At 67.1% G+C, this 18,125-nt stretch carries 18 protein-coding genes and 1 pseudogene; 13 read left to right on the top strand and 6 right to left on the bottom strand.

All coding sequences use genetic code 11. From position 1 onward, the window contains the following. Nucleotides 1-36 precede the first annotated feature (36 nt). Nucleotides 37-480, top strand: a complete 444-nt coding sequence (locus FHD68_RS05725; protein ID WP_240542565.1) for an Lrp/AsnC family transcriptional regulator — start codon at nt 37-39, stop codon at nt 478-480. A 108-nt stretch (nt 481-588) separates the two neighbouring features. Then, nucleotides 589-1,599 carry an IS30 family transposase gene (locus FHD68_RS05720; protein ID WP_139085362.1) on the top strand — a complete coding sequence of 337 codons (1,011 nt, stop codon included), beginning with the start codon at nt 589-591 and terminating at the stop codon, nt 1,597-1,599. A gap of 47 nt (nt 1,600-1,646) precedes the next feature. On the opposite strand, the gene FHD68_RS05715 is transcribed toward FHD68_RS05720, so the two are convergent. Continuing rightward, a complete protein-coding gene (locus tag FHD68_RS05715) occupies nt 1,647-2,174 on the bottom strand; it encodes a GNAT family N-acetyltransferase (protein WP_244297768.1) in 528 nt (175 codons plus the stop codon). A gap of 96 nt (nt 2,175-2,270) precedes the next feature. On the opposite strand from FHD68_RS05715, the gene hmgA reads away from it, so the two are divergent. Further along, complete coding sequence (hmgA, locus tag FHD68_RS05710; RefSeq protein ID WP_127899482.1) at nt 2,271-3,632, top strand: homogentisate 1,2-dioxygenase; 1,362 nt, start codon at nt 2,271-2,273, stop codon at nt 3,630-3,632. Then, nucleotides 3,629-4,846, top strand: a complete 1,218-nt coding sequence (gene fahA / locus FHD68_RS05705; protein WP_127899483.1) for a fumarylacetoacetase — start codon at nt 3,629-3,631, stop codon at nt 4,844-4,846. Before hmgA ends, fahA begins: the two co-directional genes overlap by 4 nt. Here the strand turns inward: fahA and FHD68_RS05700 are convergent. Beyond that, a complete protein-coding gene (locus FHD68_RS05700) occupies nt 4,843-5,766 on the bottom strand; it encodes an ornithine cyclodeaminase family protein (protein ID WP_127899484.1) in 924 nt (307 codons plus the stop codon). The two genes, fahA and FHD68_RS05700, sit on opposite strands and share 4 nt — an antisense overlap. A gap of 118 nt (nt 5,767-5,884) precedes the next feature. Between FHD68_RS05700 and xylB the strand changes: the two genes are divergently transcribed. Continuing rightward, complete coding sequence (gene xylB / locus FHD68_RS05695; RefSeq protein ID WP_127899485.1) at nt 5,885-7,333, top strand: xylulokinase; 1,449 nt, start codon at nt 5,885-5,887, stop codon at nt 7,331-7,333. Nucleotides 7,334-7,336: 3 nt separating this feature from the next. Here the strand turns inward: xylB and FHD68_RS05690 are convergent, their stop codons facing one another. Next, nucleotides 7,337-7,954 (bottom strand): helix-turn-helix transcriptional regulator, encoded by a 618-nt coding sequence (locus FHD68_RS05690; RefSeq protein WP_127899486.1) that lies wholly within the window; start codon nt 7,952-7,954, stop codon nt 7,337-7,339. 135 nt (nt 7,955-8,089) lie between these two features. Between FHD68_RS05690 and FHD68_RS05685 the strand changes: the two genes are divergently transcribed. Together FHD68_RS05685 and FHD68_RS05680 are read left to right on the top strand one after the other, a co-directional pair. Beyond that, a complete protein-coding gene (locus tag FHD68_RS05685) occupies nt 8,090-8,299 on the top strand; it encodes a hypothetical protein (RefSeq protein ID WP_139085354.1) in 210 nt (69 codons plus the stop codon). Between the two features lie 11 nt (nt 8,300-8,310). Next, nucleotides 8,311-8,919 (top strand): acyl-homoserine-lactone synthase, encoded by a 609-nt coding sequence (locus tag FHD68_RS05680; protein WP_164871481.1) that lies wholly within the window; start codon nt 8,311-8,313, stop codon nt 8,917-8,919. Here the strand turns inward: FHD68_RS05680 and FHD68_RS05675 are convergent. Genes FHD68_RS05675 through FHD68_RS05665 form a run of 3 tightly spaced genes read right to left on the bottom strand, consistent with a single transcriptional unit; the run spans nt 8,916 to nt 11,934 of the window. After that, the gene (locus FHD68_RS05675; protein WP_127899488.1) at nt 8,916-10,427 is read right to left on the bottom strand and encodes a PhnE/PtxC family ABC transporter permease; all 1,512 of its coding nucleotides are present in this window, start codon (nt 10,425-10,427) and stop codon (nt 8,916-8,918) included. The genes FHD68_RS05680 and FHD68_RS05675 overlap by 4 nt on opposite strands. Continuing rightward, on the bottom strand, nt 10,420-11,076 hold the full coding sequence (locus FHD68_RS05670) for a phosphonate ABC transporter ATP-binding protein (protein WP_127899489.1): 657 nt from the start codon (nt 11,074-11,076) through the stop codon (nt 10,420-10,422). Before FHD68_RS05670 ends, FHD68_RS05675 begins: the two co-directional genes overlap by 8 nt. 3 nt (nt 11,077-11,079) lie before the next feature. Further along, a complete protein-coding gene (locus FHD68_RS05665) occupies nt 11,080-11,934 on the bottom strand; it encodes a putative selenate ABC transporter substrate-binding protein (protein ID WP_127899560.1) in 855 nt (284 codons plus the stop codon). Between the two features lie 259 nt (nt 11,935-12,193). Here FHD68_RS05665 and FHD68_RS19960 point away from each other — a divergent pair, with 259 nt between their 5' ends. The 6 genes and pseudogenes from FHD68_RS19960 to FHD68_RS05640 all read left to right on the top strand — a co-directional run. After that, on the top strand, nt 12,194-12,793 hold the full coding sequence (locus FHD68_RS19960) for a twin-arginine translocation signal domain-containing protein (RefSeq protein ID WP_045999772.1): 600 nt from the start codon (nt 12,194-12,196) through the stop codon (nt 12,791-12,793). Between the two features lie 12 nt (nt 12,794-12,805). Beyond that, a complete protein-coding gene (gene fdnG, locus FHD68_RS05660; RefSeq protein WP_482811964.1) occupies nt 12,806-15,274 on the top strand; it encodes a formate dehydrogenase-N subunit alpha in 2,469 nt (822 codons plus the stop codon). Then, nucleotides 15,271-16,266: a formate dehydrogenase subunit beta gene (gene fdxH / locus FHD68_RS05655; protein WP_208863742.1), complete on the top strand. Its 996-nt coding sequence runs from the start codon at nt 15,271-15,273 to the stop codon at nt 16,264-16,266. Before fdnG ends, fdxH begins: the two co-directional genes overlap by 4 nt. Next, nucleotides 16,266-16,955: a formate dehydrogenase subunit gamma gene (locus FHD68_RS05650; RefSeq protein ID WP_045983439.1), complete on the top strand. Its 690-nt coding sequence runs from the start codon at nt 16,266-16,268 to the stop codon at nt 16,953-16,955. The genes fdxH and FHD68_RS05650 overlap by 1 nt, the downstream gene beginning before the upstream one ends. A gap of 55 nt (nt 16,956-17,010) precedes the next feature. After that, nucleotides 17,011-17,925 carry a formate dehydrogenase accessory protein FdhE gene (gene fdhE / locus FHD68_RS05645; RefSeq protein WP_045983440.1) on the top strand — a complete coding sequence of 305 codons (915 nt, stop codon included), beginning with the start codon at nt 17,011-17,013 and terminating at the stop codon, nt 17,923-17,925. Next, nucleotides 17,925-18,125, top strand: a pseudogene (locus FHD68_RS05640) (L-seryl-tRNA(Sec) selenium transferase); the annotation flags it as partial. The gene fdhE and the pseudogene FHD68_RS05640, both read left to right, overlap by 1 nt.

Below are 18,125 nucleotides of genomic sequence, written 5' to 3'. Positions count from 1 at the left end.
GCGATGATGACGGCGTTTGTGCAGGAAAAGCCCATCATGGACGCGATTGACGACAAGATCCTGCGCATCCTGCGAAAGGATGGCCGGATCACCCATCAGGCCCTGGCCGAACGGGTCGGTATGTCCGCCTCCACCTGCCAGCGGCGGGTCGAGGCGATGGAGCGGCAGGGCATCATCGCCGGCTATCGCGCCGTGCTGGGCGATGCCGCGCGACAGGTCGGTTTCGCGGCCTTCGTGCTGGTGGGTCTGGGACGGCATACCGCGCGGGTCCAACAGGCGTTCGAGGCGCGCTGTGCCGCCGCGCCGCAGGTCGTCGAATGCCACAACATCACCGGCACGGTCGAATACCTGCTGCGCGTCGAATGCCGTGACCTGGCCAGCTACAAGCAGTTTCACCACGAGGTGTTGGGCGGCTTTCCTGACCTGACCACGATCGTCACCCATGTCATCGTCGGCACGTCAAAGGACGACCGGGCGTAAGACAGTCGTTGCATAACTCTGGTTATTCACTGCTTGGATGCGGCCCGGTGGATTCACAAACGAAGTGCAAATGCCAAAGTAATACAGGTATTTGCATTGAGGTTGGCAATGACTTCCCACTACCAGCACCTGAGTTTCGAAGAACGTCGAAAGATTGCCAAATGGCGCGAGGGCAAGATGCCGGTGCCGGAAATTGCAGACCGGCTTTCGCGCCCACCCTCGACGATCTATCGGGAGTTGAAGCGGAACACGTATCTGGACGCCGAGCTTCCGCAGTATAGCGGTTACTATGCGGTGACTGCTCAGGACAAGTATGAGCGCCGCCGTGCGGTTCACCGAAAGCTGGTCGCCCACCCGGAGGTAAAGGCAGCGGTCGAGGATGCGCTCAAGGCGGGCTGGTCTCCGGAACAGATTGCTGGCCGGATGCGGCTTGAGCAGCACCGCATCTGCGTCAGCCATGAAACGATCTACCGCTTCGCCTATTCAAAGCTTGGCCTCGCGGAAGCCTTCTATCGTCACCTGCCCGAGCATCGCAGACGTCGCAGGCCGCGAAACCACCGACGACATCAGCGCAGTCGCATCCAGGACAGCCAGAGCTTGTGTCACCGGCCCCCGGCCGTTGCCGAGCGTCAGGAGTTCGGCCATTGGGAATGCGATCTGATGATGTTCCGCAAGGAAAACGGCAAGGTGAATGTCACCTCCCTGGTCGAGCGGGTCAGCCGGTTTACCGTTGTCATGCGCAATGAGGATCGCCATTCCGAGCCAATCATGGAAGCGCTGATCGCGGGGCTCGCTCCCCTGCCCGCCGAGGCACGCCAGTCGATCACCTTCGACCGCGGGACTGAGTTCTCTGCCTGGCAAAGGCTGGAGAGCGGGATGGGCGCCGTCAGTTGGTTCTGCGATCCGCAGGCGCCGTGGCAAAAAGGAACGGTCGAGAACACGAATGGCAGGCTGAGAAAGCACCTGCCACGCTCGACCGAACCAACGGCTCTGACAAATCGATATTTGAGGTCGATTTGCCAGAGCCTCAACTCCACGCCTCGCAAATGCCTGGGCTACCGGACACCTGCGGAGGTCTTCGAAAGCAACCTGATGGCTCTCAGAAACAGACTGGAATAGAAGAAAATCAGAGATTTGCGCTTCGGCGTGAGTCCACACCCGTCCGGTCAGGACGGACGCCTGACCATCAGCAATTCGTCCACCTCCTGTCCCGCATCGATCAGCGCGGCAGGGATCCGGCCGGTCTGGACAAAGCCATGCCGTAGATAGAACCGGATGGCGGCCGTGTTGTGGTGGTTCACCGCCAGCTCGATCTGTCGCAGCCCTGTGACGGTCGCAAAATCCATGACAGCGCGCAGCAGCTCATCCGCTGCCCCCGTTCCCCGCAGGTCCTGGCGCAGATAGACCATGATCAGCGTCGCCCGATGCGATCGCCGTTCGCCCCGCTGCGGCAGCAGGCCCATGATCCCGACCGGGTCCTGTCCCCGGAAGGTGGCAAAGACGGGATGCGTCATCCGGCCGACCCATTCGTCATCGGTCAGGCCGGACCAGTCGGCCTCGGTATTGGCAAAGGCGGTGGGCGCCAGGCGCAACGACTCCAGCCGGATGGCCTTGAAGGCGGACAGGTCGCCCGGACCCAGCTTGGCGATGCGCATGTCGGACATGTCGGCCTCCGGTTCCCAAGGCATCAGCATTCACGGACCTCGCGGCGGGTGCAAGGCCGCGTCGCTTGACGGATCGCGGCACCGCCGGATATATTCGTTGCAGATGCAATGAAATTGGGTGCCGCGATGACCGACAGCGTTCAGACCTCGGGAATGACCCGTGCCCCGGCGGGTCCGGGTGCCCATCCGGGATACCTGCCCGGCTTTGGCAACGACTTCGAGACCGAGGCCCTGCCCGATGCCTTGCCCCAAGGCCAGAACAGTCCGCAGCGCTGCAATTATGGCCTTTATGCGGAACAGCTGTCGGGAACCGCCTTCACCGCGCCGCGCGGCCAGAACGAGCGGACCTGGTGCTATCGCATCCGCCCGTCCGTGCATCACACGGGGCGGTTCGCGGCGATCGATCTCCCCTATTGGAAGACCGCGCCGCATGTCCTGCCGGGGGTGACCAGCCTGGGCCAGTACCGGTGGGACCCGATCCCGGTCCCCCAGGGCGACCTGACCTGGCTGACCGGCATGCGCACCATGACGACCGCGGGCGACGTGAACATCCAGGTCGGCATGGCGACCCATGTCTATCTGGTCACCGCGTCGATGCGGGACGAATACTTCTTCTCTGCCGACAGCGAACTGCTGGTGGTGCCGCAGCAGGGCCGCCTGCGGTTCTGTACCGAACTGGGCACCATCGACGTCCAGCCGCAGGAGATCGCGATCCTTCCCCGCGGCCTGGTCTATCGGGTCGAAGTGCTGGAAGGCCCCGCCCGTGGCTTCGTCTGCGAGAATTATGGTCAGAAGTTCGACCTGCCCGACCGCGGCCCCATCGGCGCGAACTGTCTGGCCAATCCGCGCGACTTCAAGACCCCCGTCGCGGCCTTCGAGGATCGGGACGCCCGGTCCCGCGTGGTCATCAAGTGGTGCGGCCAGTTCCATGAGACATGGATCGACCACAGCCCGCTGGACGTGGTCGCGTGGCACGGCAACTATTGCGCCTACAAATATGATCTGCGGACCTATTCGCCGGTCGGTGCGATCCTGTTTGACCACCCCGACCCGTCGATCTTCACCGTGCTGACCGCGCCGTCCGGACAGGACGGGACGGCGAACATCGACTTCGTCTTGTTCCGCGACCGCTGGATGGTGGCCGAACATTCGTTCCGCCCGCCCTGGTACCACAAGAACATCATGTCTGAGCTGATGGGCAACATCCACGGCATCTATGACGCCAAGCCTCAGGGGTTCGCCCCTGGCGGGATCAGCCTGCACAACTGCATGCTGCCCCACGGCCCCGACCGCGAGGCCTTTGACAAGGCGACGACCGGCGACCTGGTGCCGCACAAGCTGGCCGAGACGATGTCCTTCATGTTCGAGACGCGCTTTCCCCAGCATCTGACCGAATACGCCGCCCACGAAGCGCCGATGCAGCCGGAATACATCGATGTCTGGAACCGGCTGGAGAAGAAGTTCGACGGCACGCCGGGGGTCAAATGACCGGTGCCGAACCCGGCCTGATGCCGTCGCAGGTGTTGTCCGCTAATCGGCCTGATTGCGATTTCCCGCTGAACAACCTGCCCTATGGCGTGTTTTCGGACGACCGCGGCCCGCGCTGCGGGGTGGCCATCGGCGACCGCATCCTGGATCTGGCCGCGTGCGAGGCGCAGGGACTGCTGGATGCGGGCGGCACCTTTGCCGCGCCACGGATGAACGACTTCATCGCCCGCGGTCCGGACGCGTGGGCGGCGGCTCGGGCACGGCTGACGGCGTTGCTGTCCCCCGACGGACCCCGTGACCTGCCGCTGGTGGCGATGGCGGGCGCGCGGTTGCACCTGCCGATCCGGGTCGAGGGGTTCACCGATTTCTATGCCTCGCGCCACCACGCGTTCAACGTGGGATGCCTGTTCCGGGGGCCGGACAACGCCCTGCCGCCGCAATGGGACCATATGCCCATCGGCTATAACGGCCGGGCCTCGTCGGTTATGGTGTCGGGAACGCCGGTGCATCGCCCGATGGGCCAGGTCGCCGGCCCCGCCGGTCCGGAATGGACCGCCAGCCGCCGACTGGACCTGGAACTGGAACTGGGCGCCATCGTGGGGGCGGCCACTGGCCTTGGCACCCGCATCACCGTCGATCAGGCCGAGGACATGATCTTTGGCCATGTCCTGCTGAACGACTGGTCGGCGCGCGATATCCAGTCGTGGGAGTATCAGCCCCTTGGGCCGTTTCAGGGCAAGGCCTTCGCCACCACGATCAGCCCGTGGATCGTGACCCGCGCCGCGCTGCAGCCGTTCCGCCGCGCCGGTGCCGCCCGGACGGTGGACCCCATGCCCTATCTGCGCGACAGCCGCCCGGGCTTTCATGACCTGGCGATGGGATGGACGCTGAACGGGCAGGTCATGGCACGCGTGAATTATGTCGTGATGCACTGGTCGCAGGCGCAGGCGCTGGCCCATCACGCCAGTTCGGGCTGCCCGATGAACGTGGGCGACCTGCTGGGATCTGGCACGATCTCTGGTCCCACCCCCGATCAGACCGGCGCCCTGCTGGAGATGACGTTGAACGGGCAGCAGCCCGTGACCGTGAACGGCCAGCCTCGGACCTTCCTGCAGGACGGGGACGAGGTGGGTCTGTTCGCCCACGCGCAGGGGGCGGGCTATCGCGTGGGGTTCGGGCCCTGCACCGGGCGCGTGATGCCCGCCCTGCCCTAGGCCGCGGCGGCGATCCAGGCGGCGATCATCGTGTCCAGATGCGCGCCGCCGCCGTTCTTGAAGACCGTGATCTGGTCCGCGCCCGTGCGCCCGCACCGGCCGGGCACCAGGTCGTACAGATCGCCCAGGACGTCGTCGGGCGTCAGAACGCCCGCGGCGATCGGGATCGCCAGTTCGCCGATATGGGCGATGGTGGTGGCACGGCTGTCGACAAAGATGCGGGCGCGAGTCATCAGCGCGTCGTCGGCCTCGCGCATCTCGGCGCGAAAGGCGCCGATCAGGTCGACATGCGTGCCGGGGCGCACCCATTCCCCGCGCAGCACCGGTTCGCGCGCCATCGTCGCGGTGGACACGATGTCGGCCTGGGCCACCGCCGCGGCCAGGTCGGTGACCGGCGTGACCGCGTGACCCTCTGCCGCCAGGCGTTCGGCCAGCGCCCGCGCCTGTTCGGGACGGCGCGCCCAGACCTGCACCTGATCCAGATGCGGCATGCCCGCGCGATAGGCCGCGACCAGCCCCCCGGCCAGCACCCCCGCCCCGACGATCAGCAACCGGCGGCTGTCCGGCCGGGCCAGGATCTGCGCGCCCAGCACGGAATCGGCGCAGGTCTTGTATTCGGTGACCAGCGGTGCATCGATAACGGCGGTCAGCACGCCGGTTTCGGGGTCAAAGACCAGCATCGCCCCCTGCACCGACGGCAGGCCGCGGACCGGGTTGTCGCCAAAGACCGTCACCGCCTTGACGCCGAAGCCCCGGCCAGGCAGCCAGGCCGCCCGCGTCAGCAGGCTGCCCGACCCGGGCCCCAGGAACAGGTCGCTGACCTCGGCGGCGGCTGCCAGATGCCCTTGGCGCAGCGCGTCGATGGCGCCGGGCCAGTCCAGCCCGCGGGCGCTGTCGCGGTCGATGATGCGGGGGGTCATGGCACGCTCCGTTCGTTTCCCCCCGACCCTTGTCCGAAGCGGGCCCGGGTGCAAGGCGGCGGCTGGACATTTCGGTTTTCGTGTTGAAGGTCTGGCGGGACAACACGGAGGATGCGGGATGAGCTTTCTGGGGATCGATCTGGGCACGTCGGGACTGCGCGCGCTGCTGGTGGATGATGCGGGACAGCCGATCGGCTCGACCGAGCGCCATTACGAGGTGGCCCATCCCCATCCCGGCTGGTCCGAACAGGACCCTGCCGACTGGATCACGGCGCTGCAGGGTGCAGTGGTCGATCTGCGCGCGGCGCATCCCCAATTCGCGTCCCTTCGCGGCATCGGCGTCGCGGGGCACATGCACGGCGCCTGCGTGCTGGATGCGCAGGACCGCGTGCTGCGCCCCGCGATCCTGTGGAACGATACGCGCAGCCATGTCGAGGCCGACGCGCTGGACGCCGATCCGCGGTTTCGCACGCTGACCGGCAACATCGTCTTCCCCGGCTTCACCGCGCCCAAGCTGGCCTGGATGGCCGCGCATGAGCCGGACCTGTTCGCCCAAGCCGCGCGGGTGCTGCTGCCGGCGGCCTATCTGAACCTGTGGCTGACCGGAGAGGCGGTGGGCGATCTGTCCGACGCATCGGGGACGTCGTGGCTGGACACCGGGGCGCGCGACTGGTCGGACGACCTGCTGGCCGCGACCGGAATGACCCGCGCGCAGATGCCTCGCCTGATCGAGGGGTCCGCCCCCGCCGGTCGGCTGCGTGCCGATCTGGCCGCCGAATGGGGCCTGTCCGGGCCAGTGACGGTCGCCGGGGGTGCGGGGGACAATGCCGCCGCCGCCTGCGGGATCGGCGCCATGGCCGAAGGCGCGGGCTTCGTGTCGCTTGGCACATCGGGGGTGCTGCTGGCGGCGCGCGACGGCTATGCCCCCGCGCCCGACACGGCGCTGCACAGCTTCTGCCACGCGGTGCCAGGGCGCTGGTACCAGATGGGCGTGATGCTGGCCGCGACCGACAGCCTGAACTGGCTGGGCCGTGTCACGGGGGCCACGCCCGCCCAGCTGACCGCCGACCTTGGACCGCTGCGCGCGCCGGGCCCGGTGCGCTTCCTGCCCTATCTGTCCGGGGAACGCACGCCGCATAACGACCCCGCGATCCGGGGCAGCCTGACCGGGCTGGCGGCCGCGACCGGCTGCAACGACCTGACCCGCGCCGTGCTGGAGGGGGTGGCCTTCGGGCTGGCCGACAGCCTTGTCGCGCTGCAATCGACAGGCGCGCGTCCGACGCGGCTGATGGCCATCGGCGGCGGGGCGCGGTCACGCTATTGGCTGGAGGTGATCGCGACCGCGCTGGACGTGACCCTGACCCTGCCCGAGGACGGCGACTATGGCGCGGCCCTGGGCGCCGCACGGCTTGGCATGGTGGCCGCCGGGGCCGGAACGGTCGAGCAGGTGATGACCCCGCCCCGCGTCACCGCCGAGATCGCGCCGGATGCCGGTCTGCGCGACGCATTCGCCGCTGCGCATCGGGCCTATCGCGCCGCCTATCCGGCGATCCGCGCGATCCAGTAGCGGTCACAGATAGTTGCGGGCGACCGCGATGGCCACGGCCTGGGTGCGGCTTTTCGCACCCAGCTTGCCGCAGGCCTTGATCGCCCGCTGCTTGACGGTGGATTCGGCGATGGACAGCTGGGTCGCGGTCTCGATCTGGCCAAGACCGTCGCGGAAGCAGCGCAGCACGTCCAGTTCGGCGGGCGTCAGGGCGGCCCGGTTCAGGACCAGGTCGGTCCACAGGTTGAACTTGGCGCGGCAGCGCGCGATCTCGTCATCGGAAAATTCGCGGTCGGGGTGGGACAGCGTCAGGAACGACCGCTTGCCTGCCACCTTGCGCGATATCGCCACGCCATAGTTCAGGCGGAACCGCCGTGCCGCCTGCATGACCCCGCGCAGGTCGGGGATGCGCACCTCGGACCAGCGGGCGGCGCCGTCATGGGTCATCGTCCACATCGCGATGGGATCGCCGAAGAAGTAGTTCCGGTCCTCGTAGATGGACCGCCAGGCATCAGGATAGGCGTTGTGCAGGTGTTCGGGGCCCTTGTAGGTCAGGTTGAACCCCATGATCCAACCCGAGGGCGCAAGAGCGTGCATTTCGGCGATCTCAGCGTCGAAATTGGGGATCAGATCGTTCAGCATCACGCCTCTCCTGCTTCACGACCTGCAGGATATGCCTTTTCGGACATACTGAAAAGGCAGCTTGTCCGCTTTTCGCGCGACAAGCCCGGCCATGGGTAGCAAGCCGTTAACACCTGTCAGCTATGGAGGACAAAGGTGGTTAAGGGAATCAGAGAGCCGAGATTGGCAACCGCGGAATTCAGCCGCGACATGGTCGAGACGATGCTGACCTATTTCGATGCCTATGCCGATGAAGGCGTGCTGGCGGTCGAGGTCACCAGCTGGGGCCTGTGGCTGCCCAACAAGGTGACCGGCGGTCGCCAGTTCCTGGGACTGGCCAAGCTGCCCGACGGGTATCGGCAATAGGGATGCGTGACATGACACAGACGATGACAGACGTGCAGATCGCCACGATCCGCCTGCCGCGCGACATGGCCCAGTTCGACCTGGTGGCCAGCTTCTTCCAGCTGCGCAAGCAGATCTTCGTGGATCGCATGGCATGGCCCCTGCACCACGCCGAAGGCATCGAGTTCGAGCAGTACGACACCTTCGATACCGTCTACGTGATCGCCCATCGCGACGGGCGTGCGATCGGCGGGGCGCGGCTGAAACGGACCGACTGTTCGTTCGGCGGCGGCAAGGTGGTCTATTCCTACATGATCCGCGACGCGCATCGCGGCTTGCTGCCGGGCATGCCCACCAACCTGTGCCATGACGAACCCCCCGTCGACCCGCAGGCGTGGGAACTGACGCGCTTTGCCGCCCTGCCCGTACCGGGCCTGGCCGAGGCGATCCTGGAGGCGTCGAACGAATACCTGCACGACGTCGGTGCCACCGACTGCCTGTTCCTGGGGCCGCCCGCGTTCCTGCGCATGGCGTCGCGGCTTGGCTGGACGCCCCGTCCAATGGGCGATCTGGTGTCCAACGACGATGGCAAGTTCCTGGCCTTTGCCTGCGCGGTGCGCCAGCCGCAGATGGCCGCCTAGCAGTTGGTCGCCTGGCCGGGCACCGCCCCCGGCCGCGCGTCCCCGACATGCAGATCGCCCGCGCCAAGGCGGGCGCGGATGGCGCGCGACAGCGCGTCGATGCCGACCGTGACCAGCCCGGTCGCGGCCAGGATGACGACTGCGCGGTCGATGCGCAGTTCCCCGATGGCGTCGTCCAGGTAGAACCCCAGGGTGGCGATGCCCAGGATGCCCATGATCGCCGATTCCCGGATGATGATCTCCCACCGGTAGAGGCACAGCGCCACGAAGGCTCCGAACAGGCGCGGCACGATCTCCCAGCCCCACAGGGTCAGGCCGCGGGGCGCGTCCGCGCGCAGGGTCAGTCCGGTCGCCTGACGGCCTAGAAGATGCCCGATGATCGCCCCGTTATGCAGCCCAAGCGCCAGGATCGCGGGCAGCATGGACGGCCCCCAGACCTGCAGGAACAGATAGGCCAGCATGTATTCGGGAAAGGACCGCAGGATCACCAGCACCAGATGCCTCACGCCGGCGCCGATGCGCCCCGTCACGCGGGGCACGATCGCGGCCTGCGCGACAAAGGCCACGGCCCCTGCCAGCACCAGCGCCAGCTGTGCGACGATCAGCGTTGCGGCCAGGCCGGGCAGGATCGCGGTTGTCGTCAGATCCCACAGCCAAGGCAGCAGGGCGGCGGGGTCGCCCTGGCGCAGGGGGGCGGGGATGATGTCCTGGCTGAGGAACCGCCACAGCTCGCCCTGCCCCATCGGCGGCGTGCGCACGGTGGCCAGCATCACCGCGGCGAAGATCAGCCAGCCCAGCAGCAGCCGGGGCCTCATCCACAGCCGGACCGTCGCGATCAGCGTGATGTAGATCGCCATGACCGCCCCCGCCGCGCCGTATTCCCCCTGCCGGAAGAACGTGTCCAATTGAAAGCCGAGCGTCGGCAGCCCGATGAAGCCCAGCACCGCCGACGACCGCAGCCCGCATTCCAGCCGGTAGAGCGCATAGGTCGCCATTTGCGGCCACGCCAGCGGCGCGCGCGCCCAGAGGAACCGCGTCAGCGGATCGACCGACGGGCCTAGCCAGCGGTCGGGGCGGCGGTCGGATTCGTCGAGGATCTCGGACAGGACCTTGGCGAAGATCCCGGCATAGGGCAGCGCGATGGCCAGAACCCCCGACCAGACGCTGATCCCGAAGACCTGCAGCAAGAGCAGCGCCCAGAACAGCTCGTGGACCGAGCGCAGGGCGATGGCCAGGCCCCGCACCGCGCGCAGCCGATAGAAGGGCGCCAGGATCAGCCCCGCCATGCCCCCCAGGGTCACGCCAGCGACCGCAAAGGCCACGGTCAGCGCGACGGCGCGGGCGATTTGTTCGATGGCGCCGAAATCGGGCGCCAGGAAGCCGCGGCCCATCCGGGCCAGCGCGGCCCAGGGATCGTGGCCCGCCACCGTCAGGTCGGCCAGCGGAAGGCACAGGGCGGCCACGGCCAGAAATCCCGCCACCACGCCAAGGCGCGACAGGCTAGCCATAAAGGGCCTCGATCCGTGAGGCATCCAGTTGGTCCACCGGCAGGTCGAACAGAAAGACGCCCTGCTTCAGCCCGATGACCCGCGTGGCAAAGGCCCGCGCGACGGCCACGTCATGCAGCGCCAGGATCGCGGTCGGGAAGGCCGCGCGCAGCAGCGCGGCCAGCTCCTGCGCGTGGCGCGGATCGACGGCCGACAGCGGCTCGTCCCCCAGGATCAGGTCGCCGCCGCGATGCAGCGCACGGGCCAGGGCCACGCGCTGCTTCTGCCCGCCGGACAGGGATTCCACGCGGGCATCGGCCTGGGGCGTCAGACCCACGCGGTCCAGATCGGCCAGGGCGGCGGCGCGGTCGGGGGAGGCTGGACGGACCAGCGTGCGCAGGTTGCGCCAGGCACCGTGATCGTCCAGCCGCCCCATCAGCACGTTGCGCAGGGCCGACAGCTGGGGGACCAGCGCCGCGTCCTGCGGGACCAGCGCGATTCGCATTCCCCGCCCCGCCGCCGCCCCGTGCAGGGCGGAGAGGAGCGTCGACTTGCCCGAACCGCTGCGTCCCAGCAGGGCGACCCGTTCGCCCGGCGCGACATGCAGTCGCACCCCGGCCAGGACGGGCGTGCCGCCATAGCCCAGATCGACCCCGTCCAGCAGTTGCAAGGATTACTCCAGCAGGTCCAGATCGCGGGCGACCTGTTCGATGGGGGCGTAGTCCTCGTTCGCGGCGGGGATGAAGGCGTTGCGCGGGAACGCCGCCAGCAGGTCCGGGTCGTCCATGCCGACCAGCGCGGCTTGGACCTTGTCGGCGAAGCCCTCGCCCCACCGGGCGTCCACGTCGCCGCGGATGGTCCAGTTGTAGTCGGGATAGGGCGGCGTCTTCCAGATGACCTTGGCCGTCTCGACCTCGGGCGCGTTATCGGCAACCGCCTGATCGTAAACGGCATAATTCAGCGCGCCGACCTGCCAGGCACCCGACGCGACCAGCCGCAGCGTCTGGCTGTGATCGCCCGAGAAGCCCACGCGGTCAAAGAACGCCTCCGGCGCCTCGCCGGTATTTTCGCGGATCGCGTATTCCGGCATCAAGCGCCCGGAGGTCGAGGTCTTGGCGCCGAAGGTGAAGGACATGCCCCGCGCGGCTTCGGGGAAATCCTCGGACTCGGTCAGGCCGGTGTCGGTATGGGCGATGAAATAGCTGACGAAACTGGTATCCTCGTCGCCCTGCGCGATGGCGCGGGCCCCGTCGACCAGCAGCCGCGCCTGCACGCCCGACAGCCCCCCGAACCAGGCTAGCTGGACCTGGTCGTTGCGGAAGGCGGTGACCGCGGCGGGATAGGATTTCACCGGAACGAACTCGACCGGCACGCCCAGTTCCTCCGACAGATAGTCGGCGACGGCGGTGAAGCGTTCGACCAGGCGGGTCTCGTCCTCGTCGGGAATGGCCGAGAAATACAGCGTTTCCTGGGCTGCGGCGGAAAGCGGCAGGGCGGTGGCCAGGACGGTGGCCAGCAGGCGTGACATCAGGGACATGGGATGGCTCCGGTCAGGGTGTGAGGGCTGGGATCGGCGGACCCCGCTGAACGCGGGGTCTCGCGCCGATGTGCCAAGCCCCCGTTTCCGGCGGAGCCACGCGGCCCGAACGCCCCCGGCGCATCGGCTTGATGCCCTGTTCTAGACCGTCCGTTCGGTCGCGCGCAAGGCTTCGTGCCTTGACTTGGCCGGGGCCGCGGCAGAGAATTGGGATGTACCTATCGAATTTGACAGGCAGAGGGAGGGTCCCATGAATATCGACCTTTCGCGTCGCGGCTTTTTACGGCTAGCGGGTGCGGGGGTTGCGGCAACGTCGCTTGGAGCCATGGGCTTCGGCGGGGCCGAGGCAGCGGAGGCGGCGCATGTGCGCGCGTTCAAGCTGGCCACGACCACGGAAACACGCAACACCTGTCCCTATTGCTCGGTCGCCTGCGGGATCATCATGTATTCGCGCGGGGACGTGAAGGCCGGCGAAACCGCCGAGCTGATGCATATCGAGGGCGATGCCGATCACCCCACGAACCGCGGAACGCTGTGCCCCAAGGGCGCCGCGCTGAAGGACTTCGTCCATGCGCCCACGCGCCTGACGCAGCCCCGCCTGCGCCGTCCGGGATCGGACCGCTTCGAGGAGATCACCTGGGAGGAGGCGCTGGACAAGATCGCCCGCGCCCTCAAGGATGATCGGGACGCGAACTTCATCGCCACCAACGATGACGGCACCCCCGTCAACCGCTGGACGACGACGGGATTCCTGGCGGCGTCGGCCACGACCAACGAAACCGCATGGCTGACCTACAAGACGGTCCGGTCCATGGGGATTGTGGGATTCGACAACCAGGCACGCGTCTGACACGGCCCTACGGTGTCCAGTTTGGGCCCGACATTCGGCCGTGGAGCGATGACCAATCCATGGACTGACATCAAGAACACCGACCTGGCGATCGTCATGGGCGGCAACGCCGCCGAGGCGCATCCGTGTGGTTTCAAGTGGGTGACCGAGGCCAAGGCGCATCGCGGCGCCAAGCTGATCGTGGTCGACCCGCGTTATACCCGCACCGCATCGGTCGCGGACTACTATGCGCCGATCCGTCCGGGCACCGACATCGCCTTCCTGATGGGGGTGATCCGCTGGTGCATCGAGAACGACAAGGTCCAGTGGGACTATGTCCGCAACTATACCAACGCGTCCTTCCTGGTGCGCGAGGACTTCGGCTGGTCCGACGGCCTGTTTACCGGCTATGACGAGGAAAAGCGCGACTTCAACAAGGAGAGCTGGGACTATCAGATAGGCGAGGACGGCTTTGCGCTGACCGATCCCACGCTGCAGGACCCGCGCTGCGTCTGGAACATGCTCAAGCAGCATGTCGACGTCTACACGCCGGAATTCGTGGAGAACATCACCGGCACGCCGCGTGACAAGTTCCTGGATATCTGCGGGATGATCGGCGAATGCTCCGCCGTGGACCGGACGATGACGTCCATGTACGCGCTTGGCTGGACCCAGCATTCCAAGGGCGCCCAGAACATCCGCGGCATGGCGATGCTGCAGCTGATCCTGGGCAATATCGGTGTCCGCGGTGGCGGGATGAACGCGCTGCGCGGTCACTCCAACATCCAGGGCCTGACCGATATCGGCCTGATGTCGAACCTGATCCCGGGATACCTGAACATCCCGACCGAGAAGGAGGTCGACTGGCAGACCTATCTGTCCACGCGCGAGTTCACGCCGCTGCAGCCGGGTCAGACCAGCTATTGGCAGAACTATCCCAAGTTCATGGTCAGCTTCCTCAAGGCGATGTGGGGCGATGCCGCCACGGCCGAGAATGACTGGGCATACGAATACCTGCCCAAGCTGGACGTTCCGGCCTATGACATCCTGCGCATGTTCGAACTGATGAACAACGACCGGGTGAACCTGTACTTCTGCCAGGGCTTCAACCCGATGCTGTCCATCCCGGACCGCGGCAAGGTGACGGCGGGCCTGTCCAAGCTGAAGATGCTGGTCGTGATGGACCCCCTGTCCACCGAGACCTCGCATTTCTGGGAGAACCACGGCGCGCATAACGAGGTCGACACGGCCAGCATCCAGACCGAAGTGCTGGAACTGCCCACGACCTGCTTTGCCGAGGACGAGGGCGCGCTGGTCAATTCGGGCCGCTGGCTGCAATGGCACTGGCCGGGTGCGACGCCGCCGGGCGAGGCCAAGCACGACACCTGGATCATGGCGCAGATCTGGACACGGGTGCGCGACCTGTATCGGGCCGAAGGCGGCGCCTTCCCCGATCCGATCGTGAACCTGTCCTGGGACTATGCCGATCCGGGAGAGCCCACGCCCGAGGAACTGGCCAAGGAGATGAACGGCCGCGCGCTGGCTCCGGTGACGGACCCGGCCACGGGCGCGCAGATCCTGCAGGCGGGTCAGCAGGTGTCCGGCTTCGGACAGCTGCGCGATGACGGGACGACCATGGCGGGCTGCTGGATCTATGCCGGCAGCTGGACCGAGGACGGCAACATGATGGCACGGCGGGACAATTCCGATCCCGACGAGACCGGCATGTTCCTGAACTGGGCCTTTGCCTGGCCGGCCAACCGTCGCGTGCTGTACAACCGCGCCTCGGCCGACATGGCGGGCCAGCCTTGGGATGCCACGCGCCCGCTGATCCAGTGGGACGGGGCGAAATGGGGCGGCTACGACGTGCCCGACATCGCGCCGACGGCGGACCCGTCGACGGTCGGACCCTTCATCATGAACCAGGAGGGCGTCTCGCGCCTGTTCAGCCGGGGCATGATGCGCGACGGGCCCTTCCCGACGCATATGGAGCCGTTCGAAAGCCCGATGGCCAACGTGTTCAACGCGCGGATGCGCGGGAACCCGGTGGCGCGTGTCTTCGAAAGCGACGTGGCCCGGCTTGGGACCAGCGACGAGTTTCCGTTCGTCGCGACCTCCTATCGCCTGACCGAGCATTTCCACTACTGGACCAAGCACAACCGGGTGAACGCCGCGTTGCAGCCCGAGTTCTTCGTGGAGATCAGCGTCCAGCTGGCCGAGGAGCGCGGCATCACCAACGGCAGCCGCGTGCGCGTCTTTGGCAAGCGCGGACAGGTCTGGGCCAAGGCGGTGGTCACCCGTCGCCTGCAGCCGCTGATCTGTGACGGCAAGCCCGTCCATGTGGTGGGCATTCCGCTGCACTGGGGCTTCATGGGGGCCGCCAAGAAGGGTTGGGGGCCGAACAGCCTGACGCCGTTCATCGGGGATGCGAACACGGACACGCCTGAATTCAAGGCGTTCCTGGTCAACATCGAACCCGCAACCGAGGAGCCGGTGGCATGAACGACATGGCAAACAGCCCGACCACGGCGGCGTCCAACCCGCCCGTGCAACCGACCGAGGCCTATTTCGATGCGCGCGACGTCGTGCGCATCTCGGCCACGCGGAACGTGCCGCAACCGGACCGCCAGCTGGAAAAGCTGGCCAAGCTGATCGATGTGTCCAAGTGCATCGGCTGCAAGGCCTGCCAGTCCGCCTGCGTGGAATGGAACGATACGACCCCGGCGGTGGGAGAGAACGTGGGGGTCTATGAGAACCCCCACGACCTGACCCCCGACATGTTCACCCTGATGCGTTTCGCGGAATGGGAGAACCCGGCGACCAACGACCTGGAATGGCTGATCCGCAAGGACGGCTGCATGCATTGCGAGGATCCGGGCTGCCTCAAGGCCTGCCCGGCGCCGGGTGCCATCTTGCAGTATTCCAATGGCATCGTGGATTTCATCCACGACAATTGCATCGGCTGCGGCTATTGCGTCACCGGCTGTCCCTTCGACATCCCGCGCATCAGCCAGACCGACCACAAGAGCTACAAGTGCACCTTGTGTTCGGATCGCGTGGCCGTGGGCCAAGGTCCCGCCTGTGCCAAGGCCTGCCCCACGCAGGCCATCGTCTTCGGCACCAAGGCCGACATGCAGGCGCATGCCGAGACCCGGATCGAGGACCTGAAATCGCGCGGCTATGAAAACGCGGGCCTGTACGATCCGGCCGGCGTGGGCGGCACCCACGTGATGTACGTGCTGCATCACGCGGACAAGCCCGGCATCTACAACGACCTGCCCGAAAATCCTCGGATCTCTCCGGTGGTCGAGGGCTGGAAGGGCGTGACCAAGACCGCGGGCCTGGCGGCCATCGGTCTGGCCGCGGTGGGTGCCACGCTGCACGGTCTGTTCGCCCGCGGCAACGAGGTCGAGGAGCATGACATCGAGGCCGCCGACAAGCTGGTCAAGGGCGAAGACCCCGACGGCGGTCCGACCGGCGGGGGGCACGTCTGATGGCGCATCGTCCGTACTACTCGGAACGGGGTGACCGGCTGGAAAGCATCCAGCCGGTCGAGGTCAGCCGCTATCGCGGGTTCACGCGCGCGAACCACTGGGTGACCGCGTTCAGCCTGATCGCGCTGGCGCTGTCCGGCCTGGCGCTGTTCGACCCGTCGCTGTACTTCCTGACCGGGCTTTTCGGCGGCGGGCAGACCACGCGCTGGATCCATCCGATCATCGGCGTGGTGCTGTTCCTCAGCTTCGCGCTGATGTTCATCCAGCTGTGGCGCCTGAACATGCCCAAGCCAGAGGACACGACCTGGGTCGCCCAGATCGGCGACGTGGTGAAGGGCCGCGAGGAGAACCTGCCCGAACTGGGCAAGTACAACGCGGGCCAGAAGTTCGTCTTCTGGGGCATGTCCGCCCTGATCATCGTGCTGATCGTCACCGGCGTGATGATCTGGCAGCAGGTCGCCGGCCATCTGGTCAGCGTGCCGCTGCGCCGCATCGCGGTCCTGGTGCATGCGCTGTCCGCGGTCGCGATCATCCTGGTGTTCATCATGCACGTCTATGCCGCGATCTGGACGCGGGGCACGCTGCGCGCGATGACCCGGGGCACGGTCACCGGCGGATGGGCCTGGCGCCACCACCGCAAATGGCTGCGAGAGATCGCCAGCCGCGACAACAAGGGCCCGGCAGAGTAATCTGCCGGCCACCATCACCGGCATCCCCTGTGGCCGGTTCGGCCCGGAGACTGACATGAACACCACCATCCAACCCGATCCATCGGCCATCGGCGGCGTACCCACGGCGCCGCTGGTGTTTTTGCCCAAGCCCATGCGCCTGTTCGCGACCCGTGCCAAGCGCCTGGCCTTCCTGGCGCAGCACAGCGACAACCTTGGGCCGTGGCTGGCCTTTCTGGGTCAGCTAGCGGACCTCCAGGCCCGGCTGGCGGAGGAACTGCCCCGCCCCGCTCCCCTACCCGCCGACCGCATCCGCCTGGCCCGCGAAAACCGCATGCCGCCAATCGACCGACAGCGGCTGGCATCCGACCCCGACCTGCATGCCGTCCTGGACGCGGTGCTGACCCATGCGGCGGCGCTGGACATGCCGGAACCCGCGCGCATCGCGCTGTCCGCCGTGACCGCCGCGCCCCTGGCCGATCGTCACTGGCTGCTGGAGAACATCCTGTCCGACAGCATTCCCGATGACAGCATCGCGCCGCACCTGTTCGCGTCGCTGGCCGTGCAGCTGCATCTGTCGCGCCTTGCCGCGGGGCTGCCCGCCGATCAACTGGTCAAGATCCGCACGGGCGTCTGCCCGGTCTGCGGCGGCAAGCCCGCGACCTCCAGCGTGATCGGGGTCGGCGATCTGGACGGCGTGCGCTATGCCGCCTGCGCCTGCTGCCAGACCCAATGGAACGAGGTCCGCCTGACCTGCCTGTGCTGCGGCCAGACCGGCCAGATCAGCTATCGCAGCGTCGAGACCGACCAGGCGACTGTCCGGGCCGAGGTCTGTGGCGATTGCGACAGTTGGGTCAAGATCCTGTACCAGAACAAGAACCCCAGCCTTGAGGCGATCGCCGACGACGTCGGCAGCCTGGGGCTGGACCTGCTGATGAAGGACACCGACAAGCATCGCGGCGGGTTCAACCCGTTCCTTGCAGGCTATTGATGTCGGGGTTCAGGGCGCTGCCATCGGTCGATCAGGTGCTGTTGGCGGTGCCGTCGCTGATCGACGCTCATGGCCGTCAGGCGGTGACCCGGACCGCGCGTCTACGCCTTGATGCGGCCCGCGCGGCCATCCGCGACGGGGCCGACGGCGCGGCCGAGGCCGCACGCCTGCCGCACCTGCTGGCCGCCGATCTGGCGGCG

This window comes from Paracoccus marcusii (assembly GCF_006151785.1).
Lineage (GTDB): Bacteria > Pseudomonadota > Alphaproteobacteria > Rhodobacterales > Rhodobacteraceae > Paracoccus > Paracoccus marcusii.
The sequence above is the reverse complement of the archived record's forward strand: the minus strand, read 5'-3'. Positions and strand labels throughout refer to the sequence as shown.

Excerpts from the sequence above, each read along its gene's own strand:
- FHD68_RS05725 (WP_240542565.1), top strand. The coding sequence starts at position 37 with ATGGACGCGATTGACGACAAGATCCTGCGCATCCTGCGAAAGGATGGC.
- FHD68_RS05720 (WP_139085362.1), top strand. The coding sequence starts at position 589 with ATGACTTCCCACTACCAGCACCTGAGTTTCGAAGAACGTCGAAAGATT.
- FHD68_RS05715 (WP_244297768.1), bottom strand. The coding sequence starts at position 2,174 with ATGCTGATGCCTTGGGAACCGGAGGCCGACATGTCCGACATGCGCATC.
- hmgA (WP_127899482.1), top strand. The coding sequence starts at position 2,271 with ATGACCGACAGCGTTCAGACCTCGGGAATGACCCGTGCCCCGGCGGGT.
- fahA (WP_127899483.1), top strand. The coding sequence starts at position 3,629 with ATGACCGGTGCCGAACCCGGCCTGATGCCGTCGCAGGTGTTGTCCGCT.
- FHD68_RS05700 (WP_127899484.1), bottom strand. The coding sequence starts at position 5,766 with ATGACCCCCCGCATCATCGACCGCGACAGCGCCCGCGGGCTGGACTGG.
- xylB (WP_127899485.1), top strand. The coding sequence starts at position 5,885 with ATGAGCTTTCTGGGGATCGATCTGGGCACGTCGGGACTGCGCGCGCTG.
- FHD68_RS05690 (WP_127899486.1), bottom strand. The coding sequence starts at position 7,954 with ATGCTGAACGATCTGATCCCCAATTTCGACGCTGAGATCGCCGAAATG.
- FHD68_RS05680 (WP_164871481.1), top strand. The coding sequence starts at position 8,311 with ATGACACAGACGATGACAGACGTGCAGATCGCCACGATCCGCCTGCCG.
- FHD68_RS05675 (WP_127899488.1), bottom strand. The coding sequence starts at position 10,427 with ATGGCTAGCCTGTCGCGCCTTGGCGTGGTGGCGGGATTTCTGGCCGTG.
- FHD68_RS05665 (WP_127899560.1), bottom strand. The coding sequence starts at position 11,934 with ATGTCACGCCTGCTGGCCACCGTCCTGGCCACCGCCCTGCCGCTTTCC.
- FHD68_RS19960 (WP_045999772.1), top strand. The coding sequence starts at position 12,194 with ATGAATATCGACCTTTCGCGTCGCGGCTTTTTACGGCTAGCGGGTGCG.
- fdxH (WP_208863742.1), top strand. The coding sequence starts at position 15,271 with ATGAACGACATGGCAAACAGCCCGACCACGGCGGCGTCCAACCCGCCC.
- FHD68_RS05650 (WP_045983439.1), top strand. The coding sequence starts at position 16,266 with ATGGCGCATCGTCCGTACTACTCGGAACGGGGTGACCGGCTGGAAAGC.
- fdhE (WP_045983440.1), top strand. The coding sequence starts at position 17,011 with ATGAACACCACCATCCAACCCGATCCATCGGCCATCGGCGGCGTACCC.